Annotated in this window: 19 protein-coding genes and 1 pseudogene; 11 read left to right on the forward strand and 9 right to left on the reverse strand. The window is 68.0% G+C overall.

The features are described 5' to 3' along the window. Nucleotides 1-92: 92 nt before the first annotated feature. Nucleotides 93-1,769 carry a DEAD/DEAH box helicase gene (locus IEW22_RS06145; RefSeq protein WP_229742242.1) on the reverse strand — a complete coding sequence of 559 codons (1,677 nt, stop codon included), beginning with the start codon at nucleotides 1,767-1,769 and terminating at the stop codon, nucleotides 93-95. Between the two features lie 429 nt (nucleotides 1,770-2,198). Here IEW22_RS06145 and IEW22_RS06150 point away from each other — a divergent pair, with 429 nt between their 5' ends. Next, nucleotides 2,199-3,530 (forward strand): YihY/virulence factor BrkB family protein, encoded by a 1,332-nt coding sequence (locus tag IEW22_RS06150; protein WP_229742223.1) that lies wholly within the window; start codon nucleotides 2,199-2,201, stop codon nucleotides 3,528-3,530. 10 nt (nucleotides 3,531-3,540) lie between these two features. Here the strand turns inward: IEW22_RS06150 and IEW22_RS06155 are convergent, their stop codons facing one another. Beyond that, nucleotides 3,541-3,777 (reverse strand): DUF3039 domain-containing protein, encoded by a 237-nt coding sequence (locus tag IEW22_RS06155; protein WP_188585725.1) that lies wholly within the window; start codon nucleotides 3,775-3,777, stop codon nucleotides 3,541-3,543. A gap of 186 nt (nucleotides 3,778-3,963) precedes the next feature. On the opposite strand from IEW22_RS06155, the pseudogene IEW22_RS20005 reads away from it, so the two are divergent. The 3 genes and pseudogenes from IEW22_RS20005 to IEW22_RS06170 all read left to right on the forward strand — a co-directional run. After that, a pseudogene (locus IEW22_RS20005) lies at nucleotides 3,964-4,236 on the forward strand (DUF3099 domain-containing protein); the annotation flags it as partial. Nucleotides 4,237-4,502: 266 nt separating this feature from the next. Further along, nucleotides 4,503-6,074 (forward strand): DUF7782 domain-containing protein, encoded by a 1,572-nt coding sequence (locus IEW22_RS06165; RefSeq protein ID WP_229742224.1) that lies wholly within the window; start codon nucleotides 4,503-4,505, stop codon nucleotides 6,072-6,074. 193 nt (nucleotides 6,075-6,267) lie between these two features. Beyond that, the gene (locus IEW22_RS06170; RefSeq protein ID WP_188585727.1) at nucleotides 6,268-7,275 is read left to right on the forward strand and encodes a sigma-70 family RNA polymerase sigma factor; all 1,008 of its coding nucleotides are present in this window, start codon (nucleotides 6,268-6,270) and stop codon (nucleotides 7,273-7,275) included. Between the two features lie 135 nt (nucleotides 7,276-7,410). Here IEW22_RS06170 and IEW22_RS06175 read toward each other — a convergent pair whose 3' ends face one another. Further along, complete coding sequence (locus IEW22_RS06175) at nucleotides 7,411-10,209, reverse strand: bifunctional acetate--CoA ligase family protein/GNAT family N-acetyltransferase (RefSeq protein WP_373284137.1); 2,799 nt, start codon at nucleotides 10,207-10,209, stop codon at nucleotides 7,411-7,413. Continuing rightward, nucleotides 10,202-11,599 (reverse strand): acetoin utilization protein AcuC, encoded by a 1,398-nt coding sequence (locus IEW22_RS06180; protein ID WP_229742225.1) that lies wholly within the window; start codon nucleotides 11,597-11,599, stop codon nucleotides 10,202-10,204. Before IEW22_RS06180 ends, IEW22_RS06175 begins: the two co-directional genes overlap by 8 nt. A 248-nt stretch (nucleotides 11,600-11,847) precedes the next feature. Between IEW22_RS06180 and IEW22_RS06185 the strand changes: the two genes are divergently transcribed. Together IEW22_RS06185 and galE are read left to right on the forward strand one after the other, a co-directional pair. Further along, nucleotides 11,848-12,534, forward strand: coding sequence for a metal-dependent transcriptional regulator (locus IEW22_RS06185; protein ID WP_188585848.1), 687 nt, complete (start codon nucleotides 11,848-11,850; stop codon nucleotides 12,532-12,534). 8 nt (nucleotides 12,535-12,542) lie between these two features. After that, entirely contained in the window at nucleotides 12,543-13,517 is a 975-nt protein-coding gene (galE, locus tag IEW22_RS06190) for a UDP-glucose 4-epimerase GalE (protein WP_188585728.1), read from the forward strand. 118 nt (nucleotides 13,518-13,635) lie between these two features. Here galE and IEW22_RS06195 read toward each other — a convergent pair whose 3' ends face one another. Together IEW22_RS06195 and IEW22_RS06200 are read right to left on the reverse strand one after the other, a co-directional pair. Beyond that, nucleotides 13,636-14,700 (reverse strand): DUF4192 domain-containing protein, encoded by a 1,065-nt coding sequence (locus tag IEW22_RS06195; protein WP_188585729.1) that lies wholly within the window; start codon nucleotides 14,698-14,700, stop codon nucleotides 13,636-13,638. Nucleotides 14,701-14,799: 99 nt separating this feature from the next. Continuing rightward, nucleotides 14,800-15,531, reverse strand: coding sequence for a DUF5642 family protein (locus tag IEW22_RS06200; RefSeq protein ID WP_188585730.1), 732 nt, complete (start codon nucleotides 15,529-15,531; stop codon nucleotides 14,800-14,802). 101 nt (nucleotides 15,532-15,632) lie between these two features. Between IEW22_RS06200 and IEW22_RS06205 the strand changes: the two genes are divergently transcribed. Further along, nucleotides 15,633-16,154 (forward strand): hypothetical protein, encoded by a 522-nt coding sequence (locus tag IEW22_RS06205; RefSeq protein WP_188585731.1) that lies wholly within the window; start codon nucleotides 15,633-15,635, stop codon nucleotides 16,152-16,154. 80 nt (nucleotides 16,155-16,234) lie between these two features. Here the strand turns inward: IEW22_RS06205 and IEW22_RS06210 are convergent, their stop codons facing one another. Further along, nucleotides 16,235-16,864: an MBL fold metallo-hydrolase gene (locus IEW22_RS06210; protein WP_188585732.1), complete on the reverse strand. Its 630-nt coding sequence runs from the start codon at nucleotides 16,862-16,864 to the stop codon at nucleotides 16,235-16,237. After that, nucleotides 16,861-17,949, reverse strand: a complete 1,089-nt coding sequence (locus IEW22_RS06215) for an S-(hydroxymethyl)mycothiol dehydrogenase (protein WP_188585733.1) — start codon at nucleotides 17,947-17,949, stop codon at nucleotides 16,861-16,863. The genes IEW22_RS06210 and IEW22_RS06215 overlap by 4 nt, the downstream gene beginning before the upstream one ends. Before the next feature lie 459 nt (nucleotides 17,950-18,408). Between IEW22_RS06215 and IEW22_RS06220 the strand changes: the two genes are divergently transcribed. Continuing rightward, a complete protein-coding gene (locus tag IEW22_RS06220) occupies nucleotides 18,409-19,488 on the forward strand; it encodes a proteasome assembly chaperone family protein (protein ID WP_188585734.1) in 1,080 nt (359 codons plus the stop codon). Then, the gene (locus IEW22_RS06225; protein ID WP_188585735.1) at nucleotides 19,485-21,977 is read left to right on the forward strand and encodes a DEAD/DEAH box helicase; all 2,493 of its coding nucleotides are present in this window, start codon (nucleotides 19,485-19,487) and stop codon (nucleotides 21,975-21,977) included. The genes IEW22_RS06220 and IEW22_RS06225 overlap by 4 nt, the downstream gene beginning before the upstream one ends. Here IEW22_RS06225 and IEW22_RS06230 read toward each other — a convergent pair. After that, the gene (locus IEW22_RS06230) at nucleotides 21,964-22,974 is read right to left on the reverse strand and encodes a hydrogen peroxide-inducible genes activator (RefSeq protein WP_188585736.1); all 1,011 of its coding nucleotides are present in this window, start codon (nucleotides 22,972-22,974) and stop codon (nucleotides 21,964-21,966) included. The genes IEW22_RS06225 and IEW22_RS06230 overlap by 14 nt on opposite strands. Before the next feature lie 160 nt (nucleotides 22,975-23,134). Here IEW22_RS06230 and IEW22_RS06235 point away from each other — a divergent pair, with 160 nt between their 5' ends. Continuing rightward, nucleotides 23,135-23,722 (forward strand): peroxiredoxin, encoded by a 588-nt coding sequence (locus tag IEW22_RS06235; RefSeq protein ID WP_188585737.1) that lies wholly within the window; start codon nucleotides 23,135-23,137, stop codon nucleotides 23,720-23,722. A 5-nt stretch (nucleotides 23,723-23,727) separates the two neighbouring features. Further along, on the forward strand, nucleotides 23,728-24,267 hold the full coding sequence (locus tag IEW22_RS06240) for a carboxymuconolactone decarboxylase family protein (protein WP_188585738.1): 540 nt from the start codon (nucleotides 23,728-23,730) through the stop codon (nucleotides 24,265-24,267). Nucleotides 24,268-24,345 lie beyond the last annotated feature (78 nt).

Genomic DNA, 24,345 nt, shown 5'->3' on the forward strand with positions numbered 1-24,345 from the left:
AACGATGCCGGACCCCCAGGGGTTCGGCATCGTTGTTTTTCACGCCATCGGCGTCGGCGGGTTGTCCAACGCCGTCGCCGTCAGCGAATTCGTCAACGCCAGGTGCGCAACGCGGCGATCCGCTCCTGCAGCTGGTCGGCCGAGGCCATCGCGGTCGGCGGCCCGCCGAGTTTGGCGCGCAGTTCGTTGTGCACCACACCGTGCGGCTTACCTGTGCGGTGGTGATGCATCGCGACCAGACTGTTCAGTTCGCGGCGCAGCGCACTGAGTTTCGCCCGGGTGTCGGGTTCGGCGGCCGGTGCGGGGACCGACGGCGCCGCGGCAGCGGTGCGGTTGTCCACCTGATCCTGCTGGCGCTTTCGTAGCAACGCGCGCATCTGCTCGGCGTCGAGCAGCCCGGGAAGCCCCAGATAGTCCGACTCCTCGTCGCTGCCGGCGAACGTCGCCGTACCGAATGACGCGCCGTCGTAGATCACCTGGTCGAGTTCGGCGTCGGCATGCAATGACTGGAACGCCGGCTCGTCCTCGCCCGGCTCGTCCTTCTGCTTCTGCGCATCGGCGAGCAGCGCGTCGTCGAGACCGTCGGACTCGCGATGCGGTTTCCCCAGCACGTGATCGCGCTGCGCCTCCAGCTGACTGGCCAGCTGCAGCAGCACCGGCACCGAGGGCAGGAAGACACTCGCGGTCTCCCCTGGCCGCCGCGACCGCACGAAGCGGCCGATCGCCTGCGCGAAGTACAGCGGTGTCGACGCACTCGTCGCGTAGACACCGACGGCCAGCCGCGGCACGTCGACACCCTCGGACACCATGCGGACCGCGACCATCCAGTGATCGTCGGACTGGGAGAACTGTTCGATCTTCTTCGATGCGGTCGGGTCGTCGGAGAGCACCACCGTCACCGGAGTGTGCGAGATTGCACCCAGCAGTTCGGCGTAGTCGCGGGCGACCTTCTGGTCGGTGGCGATCACCAGTCCGCCGGCATCGGGCACACCCGAGGCGCGCAGTTGTTTGAGCCGGGTGTCGGCGGCCTGCAGCACCGAGGGGATCCAGTCGCCGTGCGGGTCGAGTGCAGTCCGCCACGCCCGGGCGGTCTGCTCGGCCGACAGCGGTTCACCCAACCGCGCGGTGAACTCCTCACCGGCGCTCGTGCGCCAGCTCGCCTGACCCGAATAGGCGAGGAACACCACCGGTCGCACGACACCGTCGGCGAGGGCGTCGGAGTAGCCGTACGAGTGATCGGCCCGCGAGCGCATCGCGCCGTCACCGTCGGGCTCGTAGTTGACGAACGGGATGGGGCTGTCGTCGGAGCGAAACGGCGTTCCGGTCAGCGCCAGCCGGCGTTCGGCATCGGAGAACGCCTCGCGGATGCCGTCACCCCAGCTCTTGGCGTCACCGCCGTGGTGGATCTCGTCGAGGATCACCAGCGTGCGACGGTTCTCGGTGCGCACACGGTGCCGATACGGATGCGAGGCCACCTGTGCGTAGGTGACCACCACACCGTGGTAGTCCCCGCTGGTGGCACCCGCGGAGTTGGAGAACCGCGAGTCGAGTGCGATACCCACCCGCGCCGCGGCCGCCGCCCACTGATGTTTGAGGTGTTCGGTGGGAGCCACGACCGTCACCTGCTCGACCGTTCGGTCCGAGAGAAGCTCCTGGGCGATGCGCAGACCGAAGGTGGTCTTACCGGCACCCGGGGTGGCCACCGCCAGGAAATCCTTCGGCCCGGTGGCCAGATACCTGGTCAGCGCTCGCCGCTGCCAGGCGCGCAGTGCCCCGCCGGCCGGACCCGCGGTCGCAGTGGCGGCCCCCTGAACCTGCTCGTCGGATGTACGTCCATCAATGTCGGCCGGGGTACTCACCACAGGTACAGATTCTCCTCGCACTCGCCAGGCCACAGTCGCGACGCCCCCGCATCGCCGGCGATCAGACGCCGCGTCACGGTGGTACGGGGTTTCGACCGGGCCGCCGAGTTCACCGCCATCAGCGGGAACCGGCACGAGAAGCGATGTTACCCGGCCGCCTACGGGCCCACCCGGCCAGACACGCGCCATCGGGTGCGCACGCAAGGCACTCGAATCGGCGATGCTGGACTCATCACGAACAGATCAGGTCGTCACGACGACTGCGCGCAGCGCCGTCCACCGACCGCGGGGGCGTCGACCGGTCACCGCGGCGAGCCGACGCGTCCGCGGGGGGTCGTGCGGGTCATCGGATTCGTGATCTGGCGGACCATCGTGGAGTCCTGGAACGGTTCGATCTTCGGCCGATCGGCGCAGGCCGCGTTCTGGCAGACGCTGTCGCTGCCTCCGCTGCTGCTGGGTCTGCTCGGGACGATCGGCTACATCGGCGGCCTCTTCGGACCCGACACGATCGACATCGTTCACTCGCGCATCATCGGGTTCGCCAACCGCACCTTCTCCGAGGACGTGGTGACGCAGATCATCTCCCCCACCGTCGACAACGTGCTGGGGCGTGGACGCGCCGAGATCATCTCGGTCGGCTTCGTGTTGTCGCTGTGGGCGGGCTCGTCGGCGGTGTCGAGTTTCGTCGACTCGATCGTCGCCGCGCATGATCAGCACACCGTCCGGAATCCGGTGTGGCAGCGCATATTCGCACTCGGCCTGTATGTCTTCTTTCTGATCGGGGCGGTCTTCGTGCTGCCGATGGTTGCACTCGGACCCACTTACATCGGTCGGATCGTGCCCGACTCCTGGCATCCGTTGTCGACGCACATCATCGAGTACGGCTACTTCCCCGCGGTCGGTCTGCTGCTGGTGATCGCGCTGACGACGCTGTATCGAGTCGCGCTGCCCAAACCGCTGCCGTGGCACCGACTGATGATCGGGGCGATCCTGGCCGGCGTCGTCTTCTGGTGCGCCTCCACGATCCTGCGCATCTACCTCGCCTACGTGACGTCGACCGGCTACACCTACGGGGCGCTCGCAGCGCCGATCGCCTTCCTGTTGTTCACCTTCTTCCTCGGCTTCTCGGTGATCCTGGGAGCCGAGCTGAACGCGGTGATCCAGCAGATGTGGCCGGCCGGACCGACCCATGTCGACCAGGTGCGCGACTGGATGGCCGCTCAGACCGCCGACATCAGCGAACAAATCAAGGTGTGGCCGACGAAACTGCCGACCGGCCCCATCCGGCGCACCTCGTCGCCCCACCCCTCCGACTCTGCCCGGTCCCCGCAGTCACGGGCCCCAGAGCCGTGTGCCCCGGCCTCATCCGTCCCGGACAACGACCGGATACACGCAGACGCGGGGCGACGAAGCGAGACCAGCGGGCCGGACACGGCGGGCAGTACGCCCGACGCCCGGATCCGACGACCCGGATCATCGGATCCCGGGATCCCCGGCACGAGAACAGCGATGCCCGGTCGGCGACGACTCGTCACCGACCGGGCACGCTCACAGGGACCCGCGCACGGGTCACCGGCCGCGCCGGAGGGCAGGCCGCGGCGACGCGTGGAACAGCACACGCCCTACGACCCGCGCACACCCGACGATCGGCGTGCTCCCGACGACTGAGGTCGGCCGGTCACTCGTCCTTCTTCATCCGTTCGTAGATCTTCTTGCATTTCCCGCACACCGGTGATCCGGGCTTCGGCGACTTCGTCACCGGGAACACCTCACCGCACAGCGCTACCACGCGCGTGCCCATGACCGCGCTCTCGGCGATCTTGTTCTTCTTGACGTAGTGGAATACGTCGGGAGTGTCGTCTTCGGTGGTCTCGTCGGTCCGGACGTCCGGACGTTCGATCGTCTGGGTACCCATACCTGCCATTGTGCCCCCTGCGCCCGGTCGTCCGCACCGACGCTGCGCCGCGCGCGGGCCGGCCGGCACTCACACCGCGTCCGGGCACCACATCTGCCACACGGGTACCCACACCGCACCCGTCTCAACGGTTCTGACCACGGGCGAGGCGTGCGTCACACCGATGAAAGTGGAACAGTGGAGGACGTGGCACGAGAGTCCGATCGCACGCCGATCCTCATCACCGAAGCCGAGACGTCCCAGGACGATCAGCATCGGGAACGGGTGCGCAAATATCTCGCCATGATGGCCATCCGCATCCCCGCTCTGGTGATCGCCGGGATCGTCTACGCGACCACCGGATCCGGTCTGTGGGCGCTGGCGATCGTGGCCGTGTCCATCCCGATCCCGTGGATGGCCGTGCTCATCGCCAACGACCGCCCGCCGCGCCGCCGCGGCGAGGTCCCCCGGTACAAGTACGCACCGCGCGACACCGGACCGCAGGGACTCGGCGCACCGCGAGGCCGGTTCGACTTCGACGACAACGGCTACGGCACGTACACCGACGCTTCCCACACCGACGGCCCCTTCACCGAAACGGGCGCTGACGCACCGCGCAGCGGACGCGGATCGGGGAAGTCCGCGCGGGGAGCCGGATCGCCGGCGTCCACCTCGACGGGAAGCCCCTACCCCGAGAACTCCGCCGAAGCCGCTCTCTGGCGGCTCGAACAGCGCAACCGCGGCGAGTGACCACCGCCGGCCCCGGCTCGGGCGACGTGGCGAAGCTGTATCTGATCGCCGAACCGTTGCGCGAGGCCTTCGACGCCCACCACTTCGACGCCGACGGCATCCTCGACGCCCTCGGCCCCGACGTCCACGCCGCGCTCGGGCGCGGTGAGCCGGTACCGGTTCGACGAGCCGCCCGCGGTCTCGCCGAATTGGGCACCCTGATCAGACTGTTCCTACTGGCCGACACCCTGAATCGTGCGGAGGTCGCCGCAGCGATCGCGCCGCTCGAGGTCACCGACGCTCTCGCCTGTGGCCTGCTGCTCACCGACCCCGATGACCGCGCCGACCCCGGCCCCGATGACACGGACGACACGATGGTGCGGACCGCCGTCGACGTGCGGCCGCTCGACATCGGCCACGGAACCCGATGGCTGTTCTCCGATCTCGACGGCAGCATGCGGCCGGTCGAGATCGGCGAGGATCACGTGCTGGGCGTGGGTCATGCCTCACTGTCGCTGCTGACGGCCACGATCGCCGAACCGTGTCACCGCGTCTTGGATCTCGGAACCGGTTGCGGCGTGCAGGCCGTGGCGGCCCTGGACTACGCCGACCACGTCACCGCCACCGACATCACCGATCGGTCGCTGGCCATGGCCCGCGCCGGACTTGCGATCAACCGCATCGACGCCACCCAGGTCGACCTCGCGCGCGGTCCGTGGTTCGAACCGGTGGCCGGTCAACGGTTCGACCGCATCGTGGCCAACCCGCCGTTCGTGGTGGGACCACCGCGTGTCACGCACAGCTACCGCGATTCTGGACTCGACCTCGACGGAGCCAGTCAGATCGTCATCTCGCAGGCCGCCGATCACCTCACCGAGGGCGGGACGGCCAGCCTGCTCGCATCGTGGGCGATCACCTCCGACGACTGGCGCGAGCGCGTCGCCTCGTGGGTTCCCGACGACGGTGTGCAGGCGTGGATCCTGCAGCGCGACGTGGCCGACCCCGCACTGTATGTCGGAACGTGGCTGCGCGATGCGGGCTACGACCCCCGCACGGGCGCGGGCGCCACACTCTCCGACGAGTGGCTCGAACACTTCGAGCGCAGTGGCGTACGTGCCGTCGGCTTCGGGTTCGTCTATCTGCGCCGGGTCGACGGGCCCTCCGAGGTGATCGCCGAGGAGATGATGCAGCCGTTCGACGACCCGCTCGGTCCCGAAGCGGCGGACTGTTTCGCCCGCACCGAACTGCTGAGGACCACCGACCTGGCCGACGCACACCTGCAGGCGCCGCCGACCGTGGTGCTCGAGGAGGTCTCCGCACTCACCGCACCCGATGCACGTGACTCACCCGACGGACCGCAGGGTCCCGCATGGGATCGGATCGTCGCGCGTCTGCATCGCACCGACGGGCCGCGGTGGTCGCACGAGACCGACGACATCGTGACCGCGCTGCTGGCCGGTCTGCGTCGCGACGGGCTGTCGGTGGGTGACACGGTGGCCTTACTCGAGGCCGCCACCGGCGCCGATCTGGACGCGGCCACCGTGCACTCGGTGCTCACCGACCTCATCCGCCACGGCTTTCTGCGCTGACGCCAGGCGGTCCGGTCTGCATGCCCGGATCGCGCCGAGTGCCGGAACACCTTAATCATCTCTCAGCAACTTCTCAGTACGTCGCCGCATAGATGCAGGTCAGACAGTCTTCTCAAATCCACCACCGGGAACTTTTCTCGGTATGTGCGCCGTTGAACCTCATGAAGTCATTCGCACTCTGCAGGAGGCCGACATGCAACGCACCACCGCCACCACCACCCGGATCAAGGACGTCGAGACACAGGAGTCCATCCGGCCGGCCATGACGGATGCGGACCTGGATGCCCAAAGCCCCGCGGCCGATCTAGTCCGCGTCTACCTCAACGGCATCGGCCGTACCGCGTTGCTCAACGCCGAGCAGGAGGTGGAGCTGGCCAAGCAGATCGAGGCCGGTCTCTACGCCAAGCACATTCTCGCCACCAAGAAGCGCCTGACTGCGGCGAAGAAGCGGGATCTGGCCATCGTGGTCCGACAGGGCGAGGCCGCCCGGTCGCACCTTCTCGAGGCCAATCTCCGTCTGGTCGTGTCGCTGGCCAAGCGCTACACCGGACGTGGCATGCCGCTGCTCGACCTCATCCAGGAGGGCAACCTCGGGTTGATCCGCGCGATGGAGAAGTTCGACTACGCCAAGGGTTTCAAGTTCTCCACCTACGCGACCTGGTGGATCCGGCAGGCCATCACCCGCGGTATGGCCGATCAGAGCCGCACCATCCGGCTGCCCGTCCACCTCGTGGAACAGGTGAACAAGCTCGCGCGCATCAAGCGTGAACTCCATCAGCAGCTCGGTCGCGAGGCCACCGACGAGGAGCTGGCCAACGAGTCGGGCATCCCGGCCGAGAAGATCGCCGATCTGCTCGATCACAGCCGCGACCCGGTGAGCCTGGACATGCCGGTCGGCAGCGACGAGGAGGCGCCGCTGGGCGACTTCATCGAGGACGCCGAGGCCACCTCGGCCGAGAGCGCCGTGATCGCGGGTCTGCTGCACTCGGATGTGCGCAGCGTGCTCGCGACCCTCGATGAGCGCGAGCAGCAGGTGATCCGGCTGCGCTTCGGTCTCGACGACGGACAGCCCCGCACCCTCGACCAGATCGGCCGCCTGTTCGGGTTGTCACGTGAACGCGTGCGTCAGATCGAGCGCGAGGTGATGGCCAAACTTCGTCAGGGCGAGCGTGCCGAGCGCCTGCGCTCCTACGCCAGCTGAGCTCGTACGTCGGCTGAGCACCCTCACGCCATGACGCCGTGGCGGCCCGCCTGAGGCGGTCACGGCGTCGACGACACAACTGCACAGACGTCCCGCGCCGGCGCGGGGGCGCGAGGCGACGCTGATGCCCCCCTGTCAGCGAAGCCTTCTGGGCCCGGAATCGACCACACGTGTCGGCTCCGGGCCCAGCCGTATGGACGCATTGAGCACCGCGGCGCCGGCGGTGCTCACCAGCACCGGGTCGAGCACCACACCCCGGACCTCGGGGATGTCGTCGACCAGGGTCGACACCCGGATGAGCAGATCGACCAGCGCGGCGCGGTCGACGGGTGGCTGGCCGCGATACCCGGCCAGCAGCGGTGCCGACCGCGGCGCGTTCACCAGCCGCCAGGCCTCACTCTCGGTCAGCGGCGTGCCGCGGTAGGCACGATCGCCCAGTACGTCGAAGGTGACCCCGGCCAGCCCCAGCGAGATCAGCGAACCGAACGACGGGTCGTCGCGCACCCGGACGGCGGTCCCGACACCCTTGGGTGCCATCTGCTGGACCTGCATGGTGCGATCGCCGGTGAGCAGGGTCAGCTCGGTGAACGCCGCGGCCACCGACGTGGTGTCCGACAGGTCCAGCCGCGCGCCCTCGCGGTCGAGCCGGCCACGCCAGTACGGCGACTTGGCCTTCACGGCCACCGGAAAACCGAGCGCGATGGCGGCGTCGACGGCCGCCGCCGCGGTGGTCACCTCCCGGAACGGGGTGACCTCGATGCCGTAGCTGGCTAGCACCGGCGACGACCCGATGTCGTCGAGGGTGATCGACCGTCCCGGGGTCGCGCCGCTGATCGCCTCGCGAACGTATTCGCGAGCCCGTTCGGCGTCGATGCCGCTGGGTCGCACGATGGGTGACTCCGGCCGCGCGAGCCACTCCGCGTAACGCCAGGACCGCCCCAGTGCCGCTGCCGCACGTTCGGGACCCGAGTACGACGGCAGCGACCCGCGCGCCGGGGCGCCGTCGGTGTCGCGGACGGTGAGTCCCGGTGCGATACCGGTGACGGCCAGGAAGGTGGTGACCACGGGTTTGGTGGCACCCTGGCTGGCCGCCATCAGTGCCTGCGCATATTCGTCAGGAGCGACGGCGACCGGCGGCACGAACACCACGATCACCGCATCGACGTCGTCATCGGCGAGCGCCTCGGCGAGCGCGGTGCGGAACTGGTCGGCGCCTGCACCCGGGCCCAGGTCGACCTGTCCGGCGTTGGTGAGCCCGAATCCCGCCGCCTCCCCCATCGCGAGCGACGCGAGGACCGTGGAGTTACCCACCACCCGGACCCGACGTCCGGCCGGCAGCGGCTGGTAGGCGAAGACCATCGCGGTGTCGAAGAGCTCCTCGATCGACCGCACCTGGATGACACCGGCCTCGGCGAGGATGGCACGGGCGGACTCGTCGTCGAGGGTCGAGTCGTGCGCGGCCTGGGTCGGCGGCAGCGCCTCGCGACCCAGCTTCACCGCGACAATCGGCTTGTGCCGCGCCACATCCCGTGCGAGCCGGTAGAACTTACGCGGGTTACCGAACGACTCGAGATAGAGCAGGACCACGTCGGTCGTCTCGTCGGAGTCCCAGTACTGCAACATGTCGTTACCCGACAGGTCGGCCCTGTTGCCGGCCGAGACGAAGGTCGACAGACCCAGCTGGCGCCGGGCCGCCGCGTCGAGGATCGCGATCCCCAACGCACCCGACTGACAGAAGAATCCGATCCGCCCGCGGCCCGGCACATGCGGCGCCAGGGTCGCGTTGAGTGCCACGCTCGGATCGTTGTTGGCCACCCCCAGCGCGTTCGGCCCGACCAGTCGCATCCCGTGCTCTCGCACCGACTTCACCAGGCGCCGTTCGGATTCCATACCCGAGGCGCCACTCTCACCGAAGCCCGACGAGATCACCAGCAGCGTCTTGACACCCTTGTGCAGACAGTCGGCGAGCACCTCGTCCATCGTGCCGGCCGGCACCGCGACCACCGCGAGGTCCACCGGGTCGGGGATGTCGCGGACGGTCGGATAGGCGCGTATCCCGCGCACCGCGCGCGCCTCGGCGTTGACCGGATACACCGGACCAGTGAAGCCGTGCTCGACGATGTTGGCCAGCAGGGCGTTGCCGACCTTCTTGGGGTCGGTGGATGCGCCGATCACCGCCACCGAGGTGGGCCGCAGCATATTCGTCACGCTGCGGGCCTCGGAGGCACGCTCGCGGGCGTTGCGCACGGTCAGCAGTGCCTCGGTGGGGTCGATGGTGAACTCGACGTTCACGGTGCTGCCGTCGAAGCTGCGCGAGAGCTGATAGCCCGCGTCCCGGAACACGCCGACCATGTAGGGGTTCTCGGCCAGCACGTCGGCGGTGAACCGCTCGAAACCGTTCTCCGCGGCCGCCCCGGCGAGATGTTCGAGCAGGATCGGTCCGAGTCCGCGACCCTGGTGTTCGTCGGCCACCACGAAAGCCACCTCCGCGGTGGTGGCCTTGCCTTCGGCCTTGAGACTCTCGTACACGCCGACGGCGATGATCTCACCGCCGAGCACCGCGACCAGCGCCACGCGGTCGTGATGGTCGACCGTGGTCATCCGGGCCAGATCGCGCGGCGGGATGGTCGGATACGGCCCGAAATACCGCATGTACCGGGTGCGCTCACTCAGCCGCGAATGGAACCGCAGCAGTCCGTCGGCGTCGTCGGGGGTGATGGGACGCAGATGCACCACGCCGCCGTCGGACGCCAGCACGTCGGCCACCCAGTGCGCCGGGAAATCCCATGGTCCGCGCTTGTCGGGTGCGGGAGTGTCGGGATTGGTCGCCTCACGCACCACCTCCCCCGGCGGAACGTCGGGCGCATGCACATCGGCGGGCCCGTGTTTCCCGGCGTCGGTGTGCACCGAATCCGCCTGCTGATGCTCAGTCACGAGGATCCTCCGGATCGAGTCCGTGGTAGGGGAAGACCGCGCGGCGGGTGGCGATGATGGCCGCGTCGGTGCTCTGCTGGGCGCGTTCGCTGACCCCGTCGGGGGGATCCGCCCCGGCATCGCCGTCCCAGGCGACGTAGTCGGTGTCCCCGCCGTCGGTCATCACCGCCACCGGCTCGGCGGTGTAGGCGGGATTGAGCTCGGTGGCAGCGGCATGTGCTCGGGCACACCATGATTCGTCGATCGGGGTGGCGGGGTCGATGTCGCGGCGCAGTACCGCACCGATCAGGTGGGTCCAGCTGCGCGGGACCACGTCGACCACGCCGTACCCGCCGCCGCCCACCGCCAGCCAGCGTCCGTCGCAATGGGTGTCGGCGAGATCGCGCATCGTCAGCATCGCCGACCGTTGACCGTCGACGGTCAGTGACAGATCGGTCAGCGGGTCGGCGCGGTGGCTGTCCACACCACACTGACTGACGATCAACTGCGGTCGGAAGGCATTGACCAGAGACGGGACAACCGCATGGAATGCCCTCAGCCACAACACATCCGGCGTTCCGGGCATGAGCGGTAGGTTCACCGCATAGCCCGCACCGTCACGTTCACCCACCTCATGCGGCCAGCCGGTTCCGGGCCACAAGGTGGCCGGGTGCTGGTGCAGTGAGATCGTCAGCACGCGGGGATCTGCCAGAAATCGGTACTGCACGCCGTCGCCGTGGTGAGCGTCGATGTCGATGTAGGCGATCCGGTCGAAGCCGTGGTCGAGCAGCCAGTCAATGGCCACCGCCGCGTCGTTGTAGATGCAGAACCCCGCTGCCCGTGCCGGCATCGCATGGTGCATGCCACCGGCGATGTTGACCACCCGACGAGCCGCACCGTTGGCGATCGCGGCTGCCGCAGCGGTGGTACCGCCCACGAGCAGCGAGGCTGCCTCGTGCATACCCGAGAACACCGGGTTGTCGATGTCACCGAGGCCGTAGAGCCGGGCGAGGGTCTCCCCCGACATCCCCGGCATCCCGCTGCCGGCCGCCCGCACGGCGTCGATGTACGACCGCGCGTGCACACGCTGCAACAGCGGGTCGTCGGCGTAGAACGGCCGATCCGGTTCGACACCGTCGAGGATCCCCATGCTCTGGGCCAGCGACATGGTGAGCGCGAGGCGGACGGGATTCATCGGATGATCGGGGGTCCACCGGTACGAGAGGAAGTCCTCGCTCCAGATCACCGCCGCATCCGAGGGCGACCCGCCGTCGGCCACCGACAGCCTGGGCGCCGCGCCGGCACCCGGGCCTCCGCGGTCTGCGACGCGCTCATCCGGCAGCGGAACGCCCTCGGACAACCCGGAGGTGTCGGATCCGCGACGTGCTGCCCGCGACATGTGTGCACTCACAGTCTGAGGCTATGCCGCCGGCCGTGGGGGCCATGGGCGTTTTCGACTGTCGCCCCTGTCACTCCGCGCCTGCCACGTGCGACGGTCCCTCGGTCCTGTCGCCGTCGAGGGAGCTGTGGACACGCACCCACGGCGACGTGACCGAACCCTGGTCCACCTGCGCCGATCGGACCGGCGCCGACCGCATCGCACCGCGCCGGGATTGACGGACATGGAGGGTACCCTTGAACACGACCGAAGGGATGGCCGTGAACGATCTTGTCGACACCACCGAGATGTACCTGCGCACGATCTACGACCTCGAGGAAGAGGGTGTGGTGCCACTGCGCGCCCGGATCGCCGAACGACTCGACCAGAGCGGCCCGACGGTGTCGCAGACCGTCGCCCGCATGGAGCGTGACGGCCTGGTCCACGTCGCCGGAGACCGCCACCTCGAGCTCACCGACAAGGGTCGTTCCCTCGCCGTGTCGGTGATGCGCAAACACCGCCTGGCCGAGCGCTTGCTGGTCGACATCATCGGGATGCCGTGGGAAGACGTGCACGCCGAGGCGTGCCGCTGGGAGCACGTGATGAGCGAGGACGTCGAACGGCGACTCGTCGAGGTGCTCGACCATCCCACCACCTCCCCGTACGGCAACCCGATCCCCGGACTCGAACGGCTGGGCATCGACTCGTCCGCCGCCGTCGCGTTCGCGTCGACACGTCTGGCCGACCTGCCCCAGGGTGAGCCGGTGGCCGTGATCGTCCGCCGGCTCTCCGAACACGCCCAGTCCGACGTCGACGTCATCACGGCTCTGCGGGAGGCAGGCGTCGTTCCCGACGCACGCGTGACCGTCACCGTCACGCCGTCCTCGGTCAAGGTCGATGCACCCGGACATGAGGGGCTCGAACTGTCGGGCGACATGGCACACGCCGTCTTCGTCGAGAAGATCTGACGCTACCGATGAGACTTCTCGTCACCGGCGGCGCCGGCTACGTGGGTTCGGTGTGCTCGCGCGTCCTCATCGAGGCCGGCCACGAACTCACGGTGATCGACAATCTGTCCACCGGCAACCGCGAGGCCGTCGCGCCGGGCGCACGCTTCGTCCAGGGCGACGTGGCCGATGTGGCCGCCGACGTGCTGGGCGAGGAATCGTTCGACGGTGTGGTGCATTTCGCCGCCCGCTCACTGGTCGGCGAGTCCGTCGAGAAGCCCGAGCTCTACTGGTACGGCAACGTCGTGGAGACGCTGGCACTACTGGAGGCCATGCGACAGACCGTCACTCCGCGGCTCGTCTTCTCCTCCACCGCCGCCACCTACGGGGAACCCGAGGTTGTGCCGATCGTCGAGTCGGCGCCGACCCGTCCCACGAACCCGTACGGGGCCACCAAACTCGCGATCGATCACGCGATCGCCGACTACTGCCATGCACACGGCCTGGCCGCGGTGAGCCTGCGGTACTTCAACGTCGCGGGTGCCTACGGCGGTGCCGGCGAGAATCGTGCCATCGAGACCCATCTGATCCCGATCGTGTTGCAGGCCGCCCTCGGCATCCGTCCGGACGTCAAGATCTTCGGCACCGACTTCCCCACCGACGATGGCACCGCGATCCGTGACTACATCCACGTCGCCGACCTCGCCGATGCGCACCTGTTGGCACTCGAGTCGGCCATCTCGGGCCGTCATGCGGTCTACAACCTCGGCAGCGGCACGGGATACTCTGTGCGCGAGGTGATCTCGACATGTATGGATGTCACCGGCATCGACATCCCGGTACAGGAGGCACCCCGCCGCGCAGGCGACCCGGCAGTGCTCATCGCCTCGAGCGACAAGGCGATCGCCGAGCTCGGGTGGAAGCCCACGCGCACCGAACTGCCCACCATCGTCTCCGACGCGTGGGACTTCACCCGGACCCTCGCCGAGCACACCTCCGCCTGAACCCTGGCGCATGAACTCTGGCGCCTGAGCCCGGGCGCTCGAACCCTGGCGGAGGTCGGCCGGTGATCGAGCCGGGACCGATCGTCTTCCATCGACCTCATCCACCCGGGGATGTGTATCAGCATGCCCAATCCAATTCCGGTGCAGGCAGTGTCACACCGAATTCGTCGGCGAGGTCATAGCTGTAGTCGATGATCCCGGCGAGTTCTCGGGGGTGCATTCCCCGCGCGAGCGCACTGTCGAGCAGACAGGCGAGGTTGTAGTCGCTGCACGAGGCGAGCGCGACCTCGAAGGCGGTGCCGGCCATCCCGCCATGCCCCTGGACGTAGTAGAGGTGGCCCAGAAGCGTTGCCGCCGGGGCGCGTTCGGGTCCATCGAGCGCCCTCACGAGATCGGTGTAGACCTGTTCGGCGCGGGAACTCAGCCCGGTCACGGCCAGCGCCATCATCGCGTCACGGACATGTATGTGCGCCAGCGCCTGTCGCACCACCTCGCGTTCCCAGCAGGTCTGCGTACCGTCGAACGCCGCGATCACGGTGATCGCCTCGGCGAGGAGTTCACCCGGTGCGAGATCGGGCAGGTCCATCCGGTCGCCGTGCACCACACATGTGGGCTCCGAGCAGTCCTCGACGTCGCGAGGCGACAGGGAGCGGGCCAGGTCAGCCCGACTGGCATGGGTTTCGCGACCCTGGATCACCGCTTGAGCCACCGCCATCGGAGAGATGAGGGGATCGCCGATGACGCCGGTGTCACCGAGGTGTTCGGGCGTGGCGTGCGTGACGGTCCAGCGGGCGCCGGCGATCATCTGTGGCACCACCACCCCCACGCACAGATACGACGTCGGCCCCAGCGCGCGAGCGACCGCGGTGAACACGCGACGATAGACCGCCGACTGCCCATCGTGGCGGTCGTCGACGATCACCGCGAACACGTCGCCGAAGCCCTGCTGTTCGCAGACCGCACCGAGGTGGTCGATCACGCTGAGCAGATGGGGCGACAGCAGCTTGTCGCCGGGCCCCTCGAGCAGGATGTCGAAGCGCATGCTCGCACCGATGCGGGCGCTGTCGGGCTCGAAGGCGACCAGCACCAGCGACCGCTCGGGCACGAAGCCGAGCATGCCGGGTATCGCGGTGAGCAGATCGGTCATGTCGTGGAGAGAGACCACGTGGCGTCGGGATGTCATGACCCCAGCGTCGCGCCCGGTCGCGTCTGTCAGCGCCCGCCGGCACGCCCGAAACACGAGTTGTCCACGTTCGCGGATCTGTCCCCAACCCTGACGGGGTCACTGTCCTCGGGAACGCTTGACCGCCTTGGTGAAGACCTCGTCGAGAGCCTGACCGTCGGGGGTGGCGGAGGCGCCGGTCCCCACATATGCCGCATAGACCCGGATGCCGTTGTTCTGTGCGATGAGGATCGTCGACGTGGTGACCGGCTGCGTGGGCGCGCTCAGCTGGTGTACCTCGCGGCGCAGCGCGATCGATTCCTGCGAGGTGACCGGTGCCGGCGGGAGCATCGTGGTGACCACCGACGTCCTCGTGGAGCCGGAGGTGACCGTGTATCTCGGGCAGCGCCGGGCCTGATCGGCCACCGTCGCCAACGGCGAGTCCACGGTCGCGGTCACCACGCTCAGATGCGCATCCCCGGAGGGCGACAACGCGTCGAGCACAACCGCTTTTGTCGGATCGAGAGAGTCCGGAAGACATCCCGCCGGTGCGGTCGTGGCTCCCGGGCGCGCACCGGTGAGGTCGTTGAGCAGATTCGGGGCTTGCGCCGCGGGGATCTGCGCCGCCGAGTAGCCGGCGGGGAACTCGTCGACTCGCAGCGATCTCGACTGCAACCCCGACCCGGGATCGTCGCTCGGAGCCGCGCTCCCCGTCGACCCGACGACCGTCAGATCCGCTCCGCCGGCCACCGCACTTCCGCTCACCTGGCGCTCACATGCCGCAGCCGGGGCGATCGCCACCACGAGCGCGAACGGCAGCCACAGACGTCTCGCACACCGAAGGCTGCTCATTGGGTCCACTTTGCCACCTTCACGGCGTTACCAGCGGATCGACACAGCGCTACGGACGTGAAGTGGTTGGCCGGGCACCGACGGTGCCCTACACTCGGGTCATGAGCGCAGTGGCGATCACCATCATCATTGTCACCGTCGTGGTCGCGATTCTCATCGTCGCCGGCGCGGCCTGGTACGCACTCGACTCCGATCGCCGGATTCGTCGGTTCGCCTCGTCGACCGACGTGGTCCCGGGTCGCCCGAGCAGCGCCCCCCAGTCGTGGACCCATTCGACCGAACCCGAAGCCCTTCTGCACCAACGCCTCCGGTACGCGATCGCCTCGGTGCACGAGAATCCGACAGTGAGCGGCGACGAGAGCGCCAGCGTCGCGCGCGATCAGCTCGACGATGCGGTGGTCGCGCTCGACGATCAGCTCGTGGAACTGGCCGGCAACCGCGACGCACCCGACTACGACACCGACCTCCACCGCGCCGACGCCAAAGTCGCCACACTCGAACGTCTTCCGGGTCGGATCTGGGGTGTTTCGGCGCAGGAGGCCGAACGCGACATCGTCGCCGTCACCGCGACACTGCGCAGCGACGGCGACGTGCCACACCCGCCCGCACCAGACAAGGACTGAATCAGACAGCGGTTCGATTCAGACAGCGGGCCGAATCAGACAGCGACCGAATCAGACAGGGGCCGACGGGTTCGCGCGACTCAGTGGCCGCGGGCGATCCACTCCTCCAGATGAGGGGATTCCCCGCCGACGGAGGTCGCATCACCGTGACCGGTGTTGACCACGGTCTCGGCAGGCAGGGTCAGCACCTTGTCGCGGATCGACTCGATGATCGTCGGGAAACTGGAGTACGAGCGGCCGGTGGCGCCCGGACCGCCGTTGAACAGCGTGTCACCGCTGAACAGCACACCGGCCTCGGGTGAATAGATCACGCTCGACCCGGGTGAATGACCGGGGGTGTTGATCACCACGAGCTCGGTTCCGGCCACCGCGATCCGCTGTCCGTCGGCCAGATCCCCGTGTCCGACACCGGGATGGGTGTCCTGCCAGAGCATCTCGTCACCCGGATGCAGCAGCACCGGGGCGTCGAAGTGATCGGACAGCTCCGGCGCAACGGTGATGTGATCGTTGTGGCCGTGCGTGGCGATCACCGCGCGCACGGTCCGGCCGTCGACGGCGTCGATGATCGGCGCGGCGGTGTGGGCGGCGTCGATGATCACCACCTCCGAGTCGTCGCCGACGATCCAGATGTTGTTGTCGACATCCCACGTGCCGCCGTCGAGGGAGAACGTGCCGGAGGTGACGACCTTCTCCACCCGCAGTCCGCTCACAGGACCACCACCGACCGGAGCACCTCGCCGGACTCCATCTTGTGGAATGCCGATTCGATGGCGTCGATCCCGATCCGTTCGGTCACGAACTTCTCCAACGGCAGCCGGCCCTGCTGATAGAGATCGACGTACATGGGGAAATCACGCTCGGGCAGGCAGTCGCCGTACCACGAGGACTTCAACGCACCGCCGTGGGAGAAGAAGTCGACCAGCGGCATCTCGAGTGTCTTGTCCGGCGTCGGCACACCCACGAGCACCACCACACCGGCGAGGTCACGCGCATAGAAGGCGTTGCGATAGGTCTCGGGCCGTCCGACGGCGTCGATGACCACATCGGCACCGTTGCCGTCGGTGAGCTCCTTGATCTCGGCGACCACGTCGTCGACCTCGGAGTCGTTGATCGTGTGCGTGGCACCGAGTTCGGTGGCCCACTGCAGCTTTCGCGGATCGCGGTCGACGGCGATGATCGTCGTCGCGCCGGCCAGGCGTGCACCGGCGATCGCTGCGTCGCCCACACCGCCGCAGCCGATGACTGCCACCGAATCCCCGCGCGTCACCCCGCCGGTGTTGACCGCAGCACCGAGTCCGGCCATCACTCCGCAGCCGAGGAGTCCGACCACGGCCGGATCGGCGTCGGCGGCCACCTTCGTGCACTGCCCCTCGTGCACCACGGTCTTGTCGGCGAATGCGCCGATCCCCAGTGCCGCGGTCAGCTCGGTGCCGTCCTCGAGTGTCATCGGTGCCGAGGCGTTGTGGGTGTTGAAGCAGTACCACGGACGACCGCGCTTACACGCCCGGCACTCGCCGCACACCGCACGCCAGTTGAGGATCACGAAGTCGCCCACCTCGACATGTGTCACGTCGGATCCGACCTCGGCGACCACCCCTGCCGCCTCATGCCCGAGCAGGAAGGGGTATTCGTCGTTGATGCCGCCATCGCGGTAGGCGAGGTCGGTGTGGCACACACCGCAGGTCTGGATGTCGACCTTGACGTCGTTGGGTCCCAGGTCGGGCAGCACGATCGTGACCAGTTCGGTGGGCGCCCCCTTGCTCATCGACACCACGCCCCGGACCTTCTCGGTCATCTCGCCACTCCCTCTCAGTAGTCAGTTTTCGGCCGTCTCGTCGTTCGACCGGGCGCGTATCGCGACCGATCGCGCCCACGACGGCACAGCGGTTCGTCGACCGCTGCGCCATCCAGCGTTCTCAGGTTGCCACACCGGTGCCGACGTAGCGCGCGAACCGCCCTACCGGCAGCGCCGGTACCGCTGCACTGACTGCCTGCCGATCCCCATCCCACCTGCCTGCCACCTGCCGGGAATCCTCGCGGCGCCGGCGGGGTTGTTCTGACGACGAGTGTGAGCGTCGCGGGCGCCTACCGCCGATGCCCGGCGATCCCGCCGACGCCACAGCACTCCCCCGTGTCGCCGGTGCCGCACGAGACGATCACCGGCGCGGCCGAGCCGTCTCGCCGCGCGCCGCCACCCGTGCGCACGGCCCTTCACCGGCATGCGGGAGAATGGAAGAACCATGAGGAGGACACCATGAACGTCTCCGGGACCAGCAACGACGATCAGCACCCGGATCCACAGGACGACCAGTCCATTCCCGAACACGGCGCATCGGATTCCTCGCTGTACGAGCTCGAATTCCCTGCGCCGGTCGTCACCGCAGACGAGGGCACCGGGCCTGTCCTGGTCCACGCGCTGGAGGGGTTCGCCGACGCGGGGCAGGCCGTGGCCATCGCCGCCGAACATCTGCGTCAGAGCCTCGACTCCGAACTGCTGGCCACCTTCTCCGGTGACGAGCTGATCGACTACCGCTCGCGGCGGCCGACCATGACGTTCTCCGGAGCCGAGTTCACCGGCGTCCAGATGCCGTCACTGACGATGCACGCCATCCGCGACAACGCGGGTCGGCCGTTCCTGTTGCTCTCGGGTGCCGAACCCGATCTGCGCTGGGAGCAGTTCGTCGCCGCGATCCGCCGTCTCTGCGATCGGCTGGGCGTGTCCTCGGTGGTCGGCCTCAATGCCATCCCGATGGCAGTCCCCCACACCCGCCCGTCCACCATCACCGCACACGGCTCGGCGCAGCATCTGCTCGGTGATCTGCCACGGTGGGGCAACGCGATGAAGATCCCGGGCAGTGCCTCGACGCTGCTGGAACTGCGTCTGGCCCAGCACGGATACGACACGGCCGGGCTGTCGGTGCATGTGCCGCACTATCTGGCTCAGGCGCAGTACCCGGCCGCATCGTCGAAACTGGTCGGCACGCTCGGCGATGTGACCGGCCTCGAACTGCCGACCGCCGCGCTGGACAATGCCGCGACCGACGTGCGTGCGCAGATCGACGCCGAGGTCGAGGGCAACGCGGAGGTCGAATCCGTGGTCCGCGCACTCGAGGAGCAGTACGACGCCTACACCGATTCGCGCGCCGAATCGGAGTCCCTGCTCGCCGCCGACCAGCCGTTGCCCAGCGGGGATGAGATCGGCGCCGAACTCGAACGGTTCCTGGCCGGTCATCTCGGCGATGAGGGTTCGACCGGCGACGAGCCGGACGGCAACGATCGAGGCGACCTGCGGGGTGACGACTCGCCCGGCGACGCACCGCGCGCCGGGGAGTGACCGCCGAACCACTCGTCGCGGCGGTCGACGCCGACGCCGACACGGTGTTCGACCGCTTCACCGACTGGTGGTCAGGTCGCGGGATCGAGTTGTACCCGGCCCAGGAAGAGGCGCTGATCGAGCTGGTCTCCGGCGACAACGTCATTCTGTCCACCCCCACCGGGTCGGGGAAGTCACTGGTCGCCTCAGGAGCCATCTTCGCTGCCCTCTCGCGCGGTGAGCGCAGCTTCTACACCGCACCGATCAAGGCACTGGTCAGTGAGAAGTTCTTCGATCTGTGCGAGCAGTTCGGCGCCGACAACGTCGGGATGCTCACCGGTGATGCGGCGGTCAACACCGGTGCGCCGATCATCTGTGCCACCGCTGAGATCCTCGCCAACATCGCACTGCGCGAAGGTGATTCGGCCCCTGTCGGTCTGGTGGTGATGGACGAGTTCCACTACTACGGCGAGTCCGACCGCGGGTGGGCCTGGCAGGTACCGCTGATCGAGCTGCCCCACGCGCAGTTCCTGCTCATGTCGGCGACCCTCGGCGACGTCGACTTCTTCGTCGACGACCTCACGCGACGCACGGGCCGCACGACGACGGCGATCACGGGCACCCAGCGACCGGTCCCGCTGAGCTACGACTACGTACGCACCCCGGTGCACGAGACCATCGAAACCCTCATCGCCGACAAGCAGGCCCCGGTCTACGTGGTGCACTTCACCCAGGCTGCCGCCGTGGAGCGCGCCCAGGCATTGCTGTCGGCCAACATCTGCACGCGGGAGGAACGCGACGCCATCGCCGAGGCCATCGGCGACTTCCGGTTCAGTGCCGGATTCGGCAAGACGCTGTCGAAGCTGGTACGCGCCGGCATCGGCGTACACCACGCCGGGATGCTCCCCCGCTACCGCCGACTGGTCGAACGTCTTGCCCAGCAAGGACTTCTACGCGTCATCGCCGGAACCGACACACTTGGCGTCGGCGTGAACGTGCCCATCCGCACGGTGCTGTTCACCGGGTTGACGAAGTTCGACGGCAACCGGGTACGGCATCTGCGCGCCCGCGAGTTTCACCAGATCGCCGGCCGCGCAGGCCGCGCCGGATTCGACACCGAGGGATTCGTGGTGGCACAGGCCCCCGAACATGACGTGGAGAATGCCAGAGCCGAAGCGAAGGTGGCCGCAGATCCCAAGCGCCGCAAGAAGATCACCAAGAAGAAGGCGCCCGAGGGGTTCGTCTCCTGGGGTGAGGGCACCTTCGAGAAGCTGATCGCCGCACCACCGGAACCGCTGCGATCGCACTTCCGGGTGAGCACCGCGATGATCATGGACGTGATCGCCCGCCCCGGCGACTGTTTCGCCGCCATGCGCCATCTCCTCGAGGACAACCACGAACCGCGCGAGCGCCAACGGCGGCACATCCTGCACACCGTCGAGCTCTATCGCGGCCTGCTCGACGCCGGAATCGTGGTGCGCCGCGACCCGTCGGCACCGAGTTCTGATCCACGCTGGGACGGCAAGAACGTCGAGCTCACCGCCGACCTGCCCGACGACATCGCCCTGACCCGCCCGCTCTCGGAATTCGCGCTGGCCGCCTTCGAACTCCTCGACGCCGACGCACCCGATCACGCGCTCGACGTCATCTCGGTGATCGAGGCGACCGTCGACGACCCACGACCGGTGCTCATGGCGCAACGTAGTGCGGCGCGCGATGCGGCGATGGCGGAGATGAAGGCCGACGGCGTCGAGTACGAGGAACGGATGGCCGAACTGGCCGAGATCACGTGGCCGATGCCGCTGGCCGATCTGATCGATGCCGGCTTCACGATCTACCGCAGCGCCCACCCGTGGGTCTCATCACCACCGAGCCCGAAGTCTGTGCTGCGCATGATGATCGAGGAGGGTATGGACTTCAACGATCTCATCGCGCGCTTCTCCCTGGCGCGCAGCGAGGGCGTGGTGCTGCGTTATCTGACCGACGTGTACCGGGTACTCCGTCAGGGGCTGCCGTCATCGGTGCGCGATGACGAGATCGACGAGATCACCGCCTGGCTCGGTCAGCTGATCCGCGGGGTCGACTCGTCGCTCATCGACGAGTGGGATGCACTCATCCATCCCGGCGAGCCCGATGCCCCCGCGCAGCAGCCACGGTTCGCCGGACCCGACGTGCGCGGGTGGCGACGTGCGTTGCGCACCAAGATGTTCCAGATCGTGGTGTTGCTGGCCCGCGAGGATTACACACAGTTGCGCGCTCGGTATCCCGACGTGGACTGGGAGGACGAGTTCGACGAGTACTTCGCCGAATACGACTCGGTGGGCGCGGGGCCGGACGCGCGCGGTCCGGCGTTGTTCGGTGTCGACGAGTCCGGCGACGAGTGGCACCTGCGTCAGACCATCGACGACCCGGCCGGCGACCACGGATGGGCGATCACCGCTCGCGCCGACGCACCCACCACCCCCGACGCCGAGCCGGAACTGCGCGACGTCGCGATCATCGCCGGCTGACCGCGCGCGTCGACGACAGCCCACCGACCTCGTCGAGCGCTTCGAGTCGCACCTGTGCGGGCCGGTCGACCGGCGTCACCCGATGGGCAGCGCCGATCAGGCCGGTGAGCGTACGTGCGAGAACTCCGTAGGCGTCGTCGCGGCCACTGCTGGCGCGATACACCAGCCCGATCCGCCTGCCGGGCACCGGTTCTGCGAAGGTGGCGGTCGCCAGCCGACCGCGTCCGGTCTCGGCGCCGACGGCGGTCTCGGGAATCAACGTGACACCCAGTCCGCCCTCGACACAGTGCACAGCCGTGGCCAGCGACGCCGCTCGGGTGTGGCCGAGATCGGGTCGCACACCGGCGAGGCGACACACCTCCAGCGCCTGATCGCGCAGACAGTGCCCCTCGTCGAGCAGGAGCAGCGGAAGATCGCGCAGTACTTCCGGTGACACGCTCGTCGAGTCGGCCAGCGGGTGGTCGCCGGGTAGCGCGAGAACGAAATCCTCGTCGTACATGGGGATCTCGACCAGACCGCCCCCCTCCACCGGAAGTGCGAGGATCGCCACGTCGAGTGACCCGTCGGCGAGTGCCGAGACCAATCGTGCGGTTTGGTCCTCCACGACACGCAGACCCAGATCCGGCAACGTCTCGGCCAGCCCGCTCAACACCACCGGGAGCACATACGGCGCAACGGTGGGGATGAGCCCCACCCGTAGCACTGACGACAGTGGATCACCCAAACCCGCAGCGGCTGTGGTGAACTCGTCGAACGCGCCCACTGCGGCGGCCGCCCGCGGGAGGAGCTGCTCACCGTCGGCGGTGAGCATCACCCGTCGCGTGGACCGTTCGACGAGGCGTACGTGCAGTCCCTCTTCGAGGGCGGCGAGCGCCTGCGACAGCGAGGGCTGCGAGACACCCAAAGCCGAAGCAGCCGAGCCGAAATGGCGCTTCTGCGCGATGGCCACGAAGGCGCGCAGGCCGACGATCGACGGTTGATAAGACTGATTGGACATGGCTATCAATATAGTGCCAATCATCACGTTTCGTTTTCGATCCGAATCCGGCAAGATCGACAGTGCACGGCACCAGACCGGTGCCCACTCACCCCAACCTCGACACGGCTCACACCTGTTCGGTACGGGGCGAGGCCAAGAAACTCACGAAGGAGCATTCATGGCCCTGTTGACCATCGGCGACCAGTTCCCCTCGTACTCCCTGACCGCGGTGATCGGCGGTGATCTCTCGAAGGTCGATGCACAGCAGCCTGACGACTACTTCACCACCGTCACCAGCGACGACCACCCCGGCAAGTGGCGGATCATCTTCTTCTGGCCCAAGGACTTCACGTTCGTGTGCCCGACCGAGATCGCCGCCTTCGGCAAGCTGAACGACGAATTCGCCGACCGCGACGCCCAGGTGCTCGGTGCCTCGGTGGACAACGAGTTCGTCCACTTCCAGTGGCGCGCACAGCACGAGGATCTCAAGACCCTCCCCTTCCCGATGCTCTCGGACCTCAAGCGTGAGCTCGTGGCGGCCACCGGTGTGCTCAACGCCGACGGTGTCGCCGATCGTGCGACGTTCATCGTCGACCCGAACAACGAGATCCAGTTCGTCTCCGTCACCGCGGGTTCGGTGGGCCGCAACGTCGACGAGGTCCTGCGTGTCCTCGACGCACTGCAGTCCGATGAGCTGTGTGCCTGCAACTGGCGCAAGGGTGACCCGACGATCGACGCCGGCGAGCTCCTCACCTCGGCGGTCTGATCGACATGAGCATCGACAACCTGAAGAACGCGATCCCCGAGTACGCCAAGGATCTCAAGCTCAACCTCGGCTCTCTCGCCCGTTCCACCGAGCTCAACGAGCAGCAGCTGTGGGGCACGCTCCTGGCTTCGGCGGCGGCCACCCGCAACGCGACCGTGCTCAAAGAGGTCAGCGAGGAAGCCGCCGACACCCTGTCGGCCGACGCCTACAACGCTGCTCTGGGCGCCTCGTCGATCATGGGGATGAACAACGTCGCCTACCGCGCCAAGAGCTTCCTCGGTGACGACTACGCCCAGGTGCGTATGGGTCTGCGGATGAACATCATCGGCAATCCCGGCGTCGACAAGACCGACTTCGAGCTGTGGAGCCTGGCCGTGTCGACCATCAACGGTTGCCACGACTGCACCGCTGCCCATGCCAAGGTGGTCCGCGATGCCGGCCTCACCAAGGAGCAGGTGTGGGAGGCCGTCAAGGTCGCAGCGACACTGCAGGGTGTGGCGCAGGCGATCACCAATGCCGAGATCCTCGGTGGCGTGAGCGTCTAGTCCGCAACCGCACGATCACAGATCACGAGTGAGGCCCCGCCGGTCACCGGCGGGGCCTCACTCGTTGTGGTGCTCCCG

The organism is Gordonia jinhuaensis, assembly GCF_014639795.1.
GTDB lineage: Bacteria > Actinomycetota > Actinomycetes > Mycobacteriales > Mycobacteriaceae > Gordonia_B > Gordonia_B jinhuaensis.

Excerpts from the sequence above, each read along its gene's own strand:
- IEW22_RS06240 (WP_188585738.1), top strand. The coding sequence starts at position 23,728 with ATGAGCATCGACAACCTGAAGAACGCGATCCCCGAGTACGCCAAGGAT.
- IEW22_RS06155 (WP_188585725.1), bottom strand. The coding sequence starts at position 3,777 with ATGGGTACCCAGACGATCGAACGTCCGGACGTCCGGACCGACGAGACC.
- IEW22_RS06170 (WP_188585727.1), top strand. The coding sequence starts at position 6,268 with ATGCAACGCACCACCGCCACCACCACCCGGATCAAGGACGTCGAGACA.
- IEW22_RS06205 (WP_188585731.1), top strand. The coding sequence starts at position 15,633 with ATGAGCGCAGTGGCGATCACCATCATCATTGTCACCGTCGTGGTCGCG.
- galE (WP_188585728.1), top strand. The coding sequence starts at position 12,543 with ATGAGACTTCTCGTCACCGGCGGCGCCGGCTACGTGGGTTCGGTGTGC.
- IEW22_RS06220 (WP_188585734.1), top strand. The coding sequence starts at position 18,409 with ATGAACGTCTCCGGGACCAGCAACGACGATCAGCACCCGGATCCACAG.
- IEW22_RS06200 (WP_188585730.1), bottom strand. The coding sequence starts at position 15,531 with ATGAGCAGCCTTCGGTGTGCGAGACGTCTGTGGCTGCCGTTCGCGCTC.
- IEW22_RS06235 (WP_188585737.1), top strand. The coding sequence starts at position 23,135 with ATGGCCCTGTTGACCATCGGCGACCAGTTCCCCTCGTACTCCCTGACC.
- IEW22_RS06230 (WP_188585736.1), bottom strand. The coding sequence starts at position 22,974 with ATGTCCAATCAGTCTTATCAACCGTCGATCGTCGGCCTGCGCGCCTTC.
- IEW22_RS06215 (WP_188585733.1), bottom strand. The coding sequence starts at position 17,949 with ATGACCGAGAAGGTCCGGGGCGTGGTGTCGATGAGCAAGGGGGCGCCC.
- IEW22_RS06195 (WP_188585729.1), bottom strand. The coding sequence starts at position 14,700 with ATGACATCCCGACGCCACGTGGTCTCTCTCCACGACATGACCGATCTG.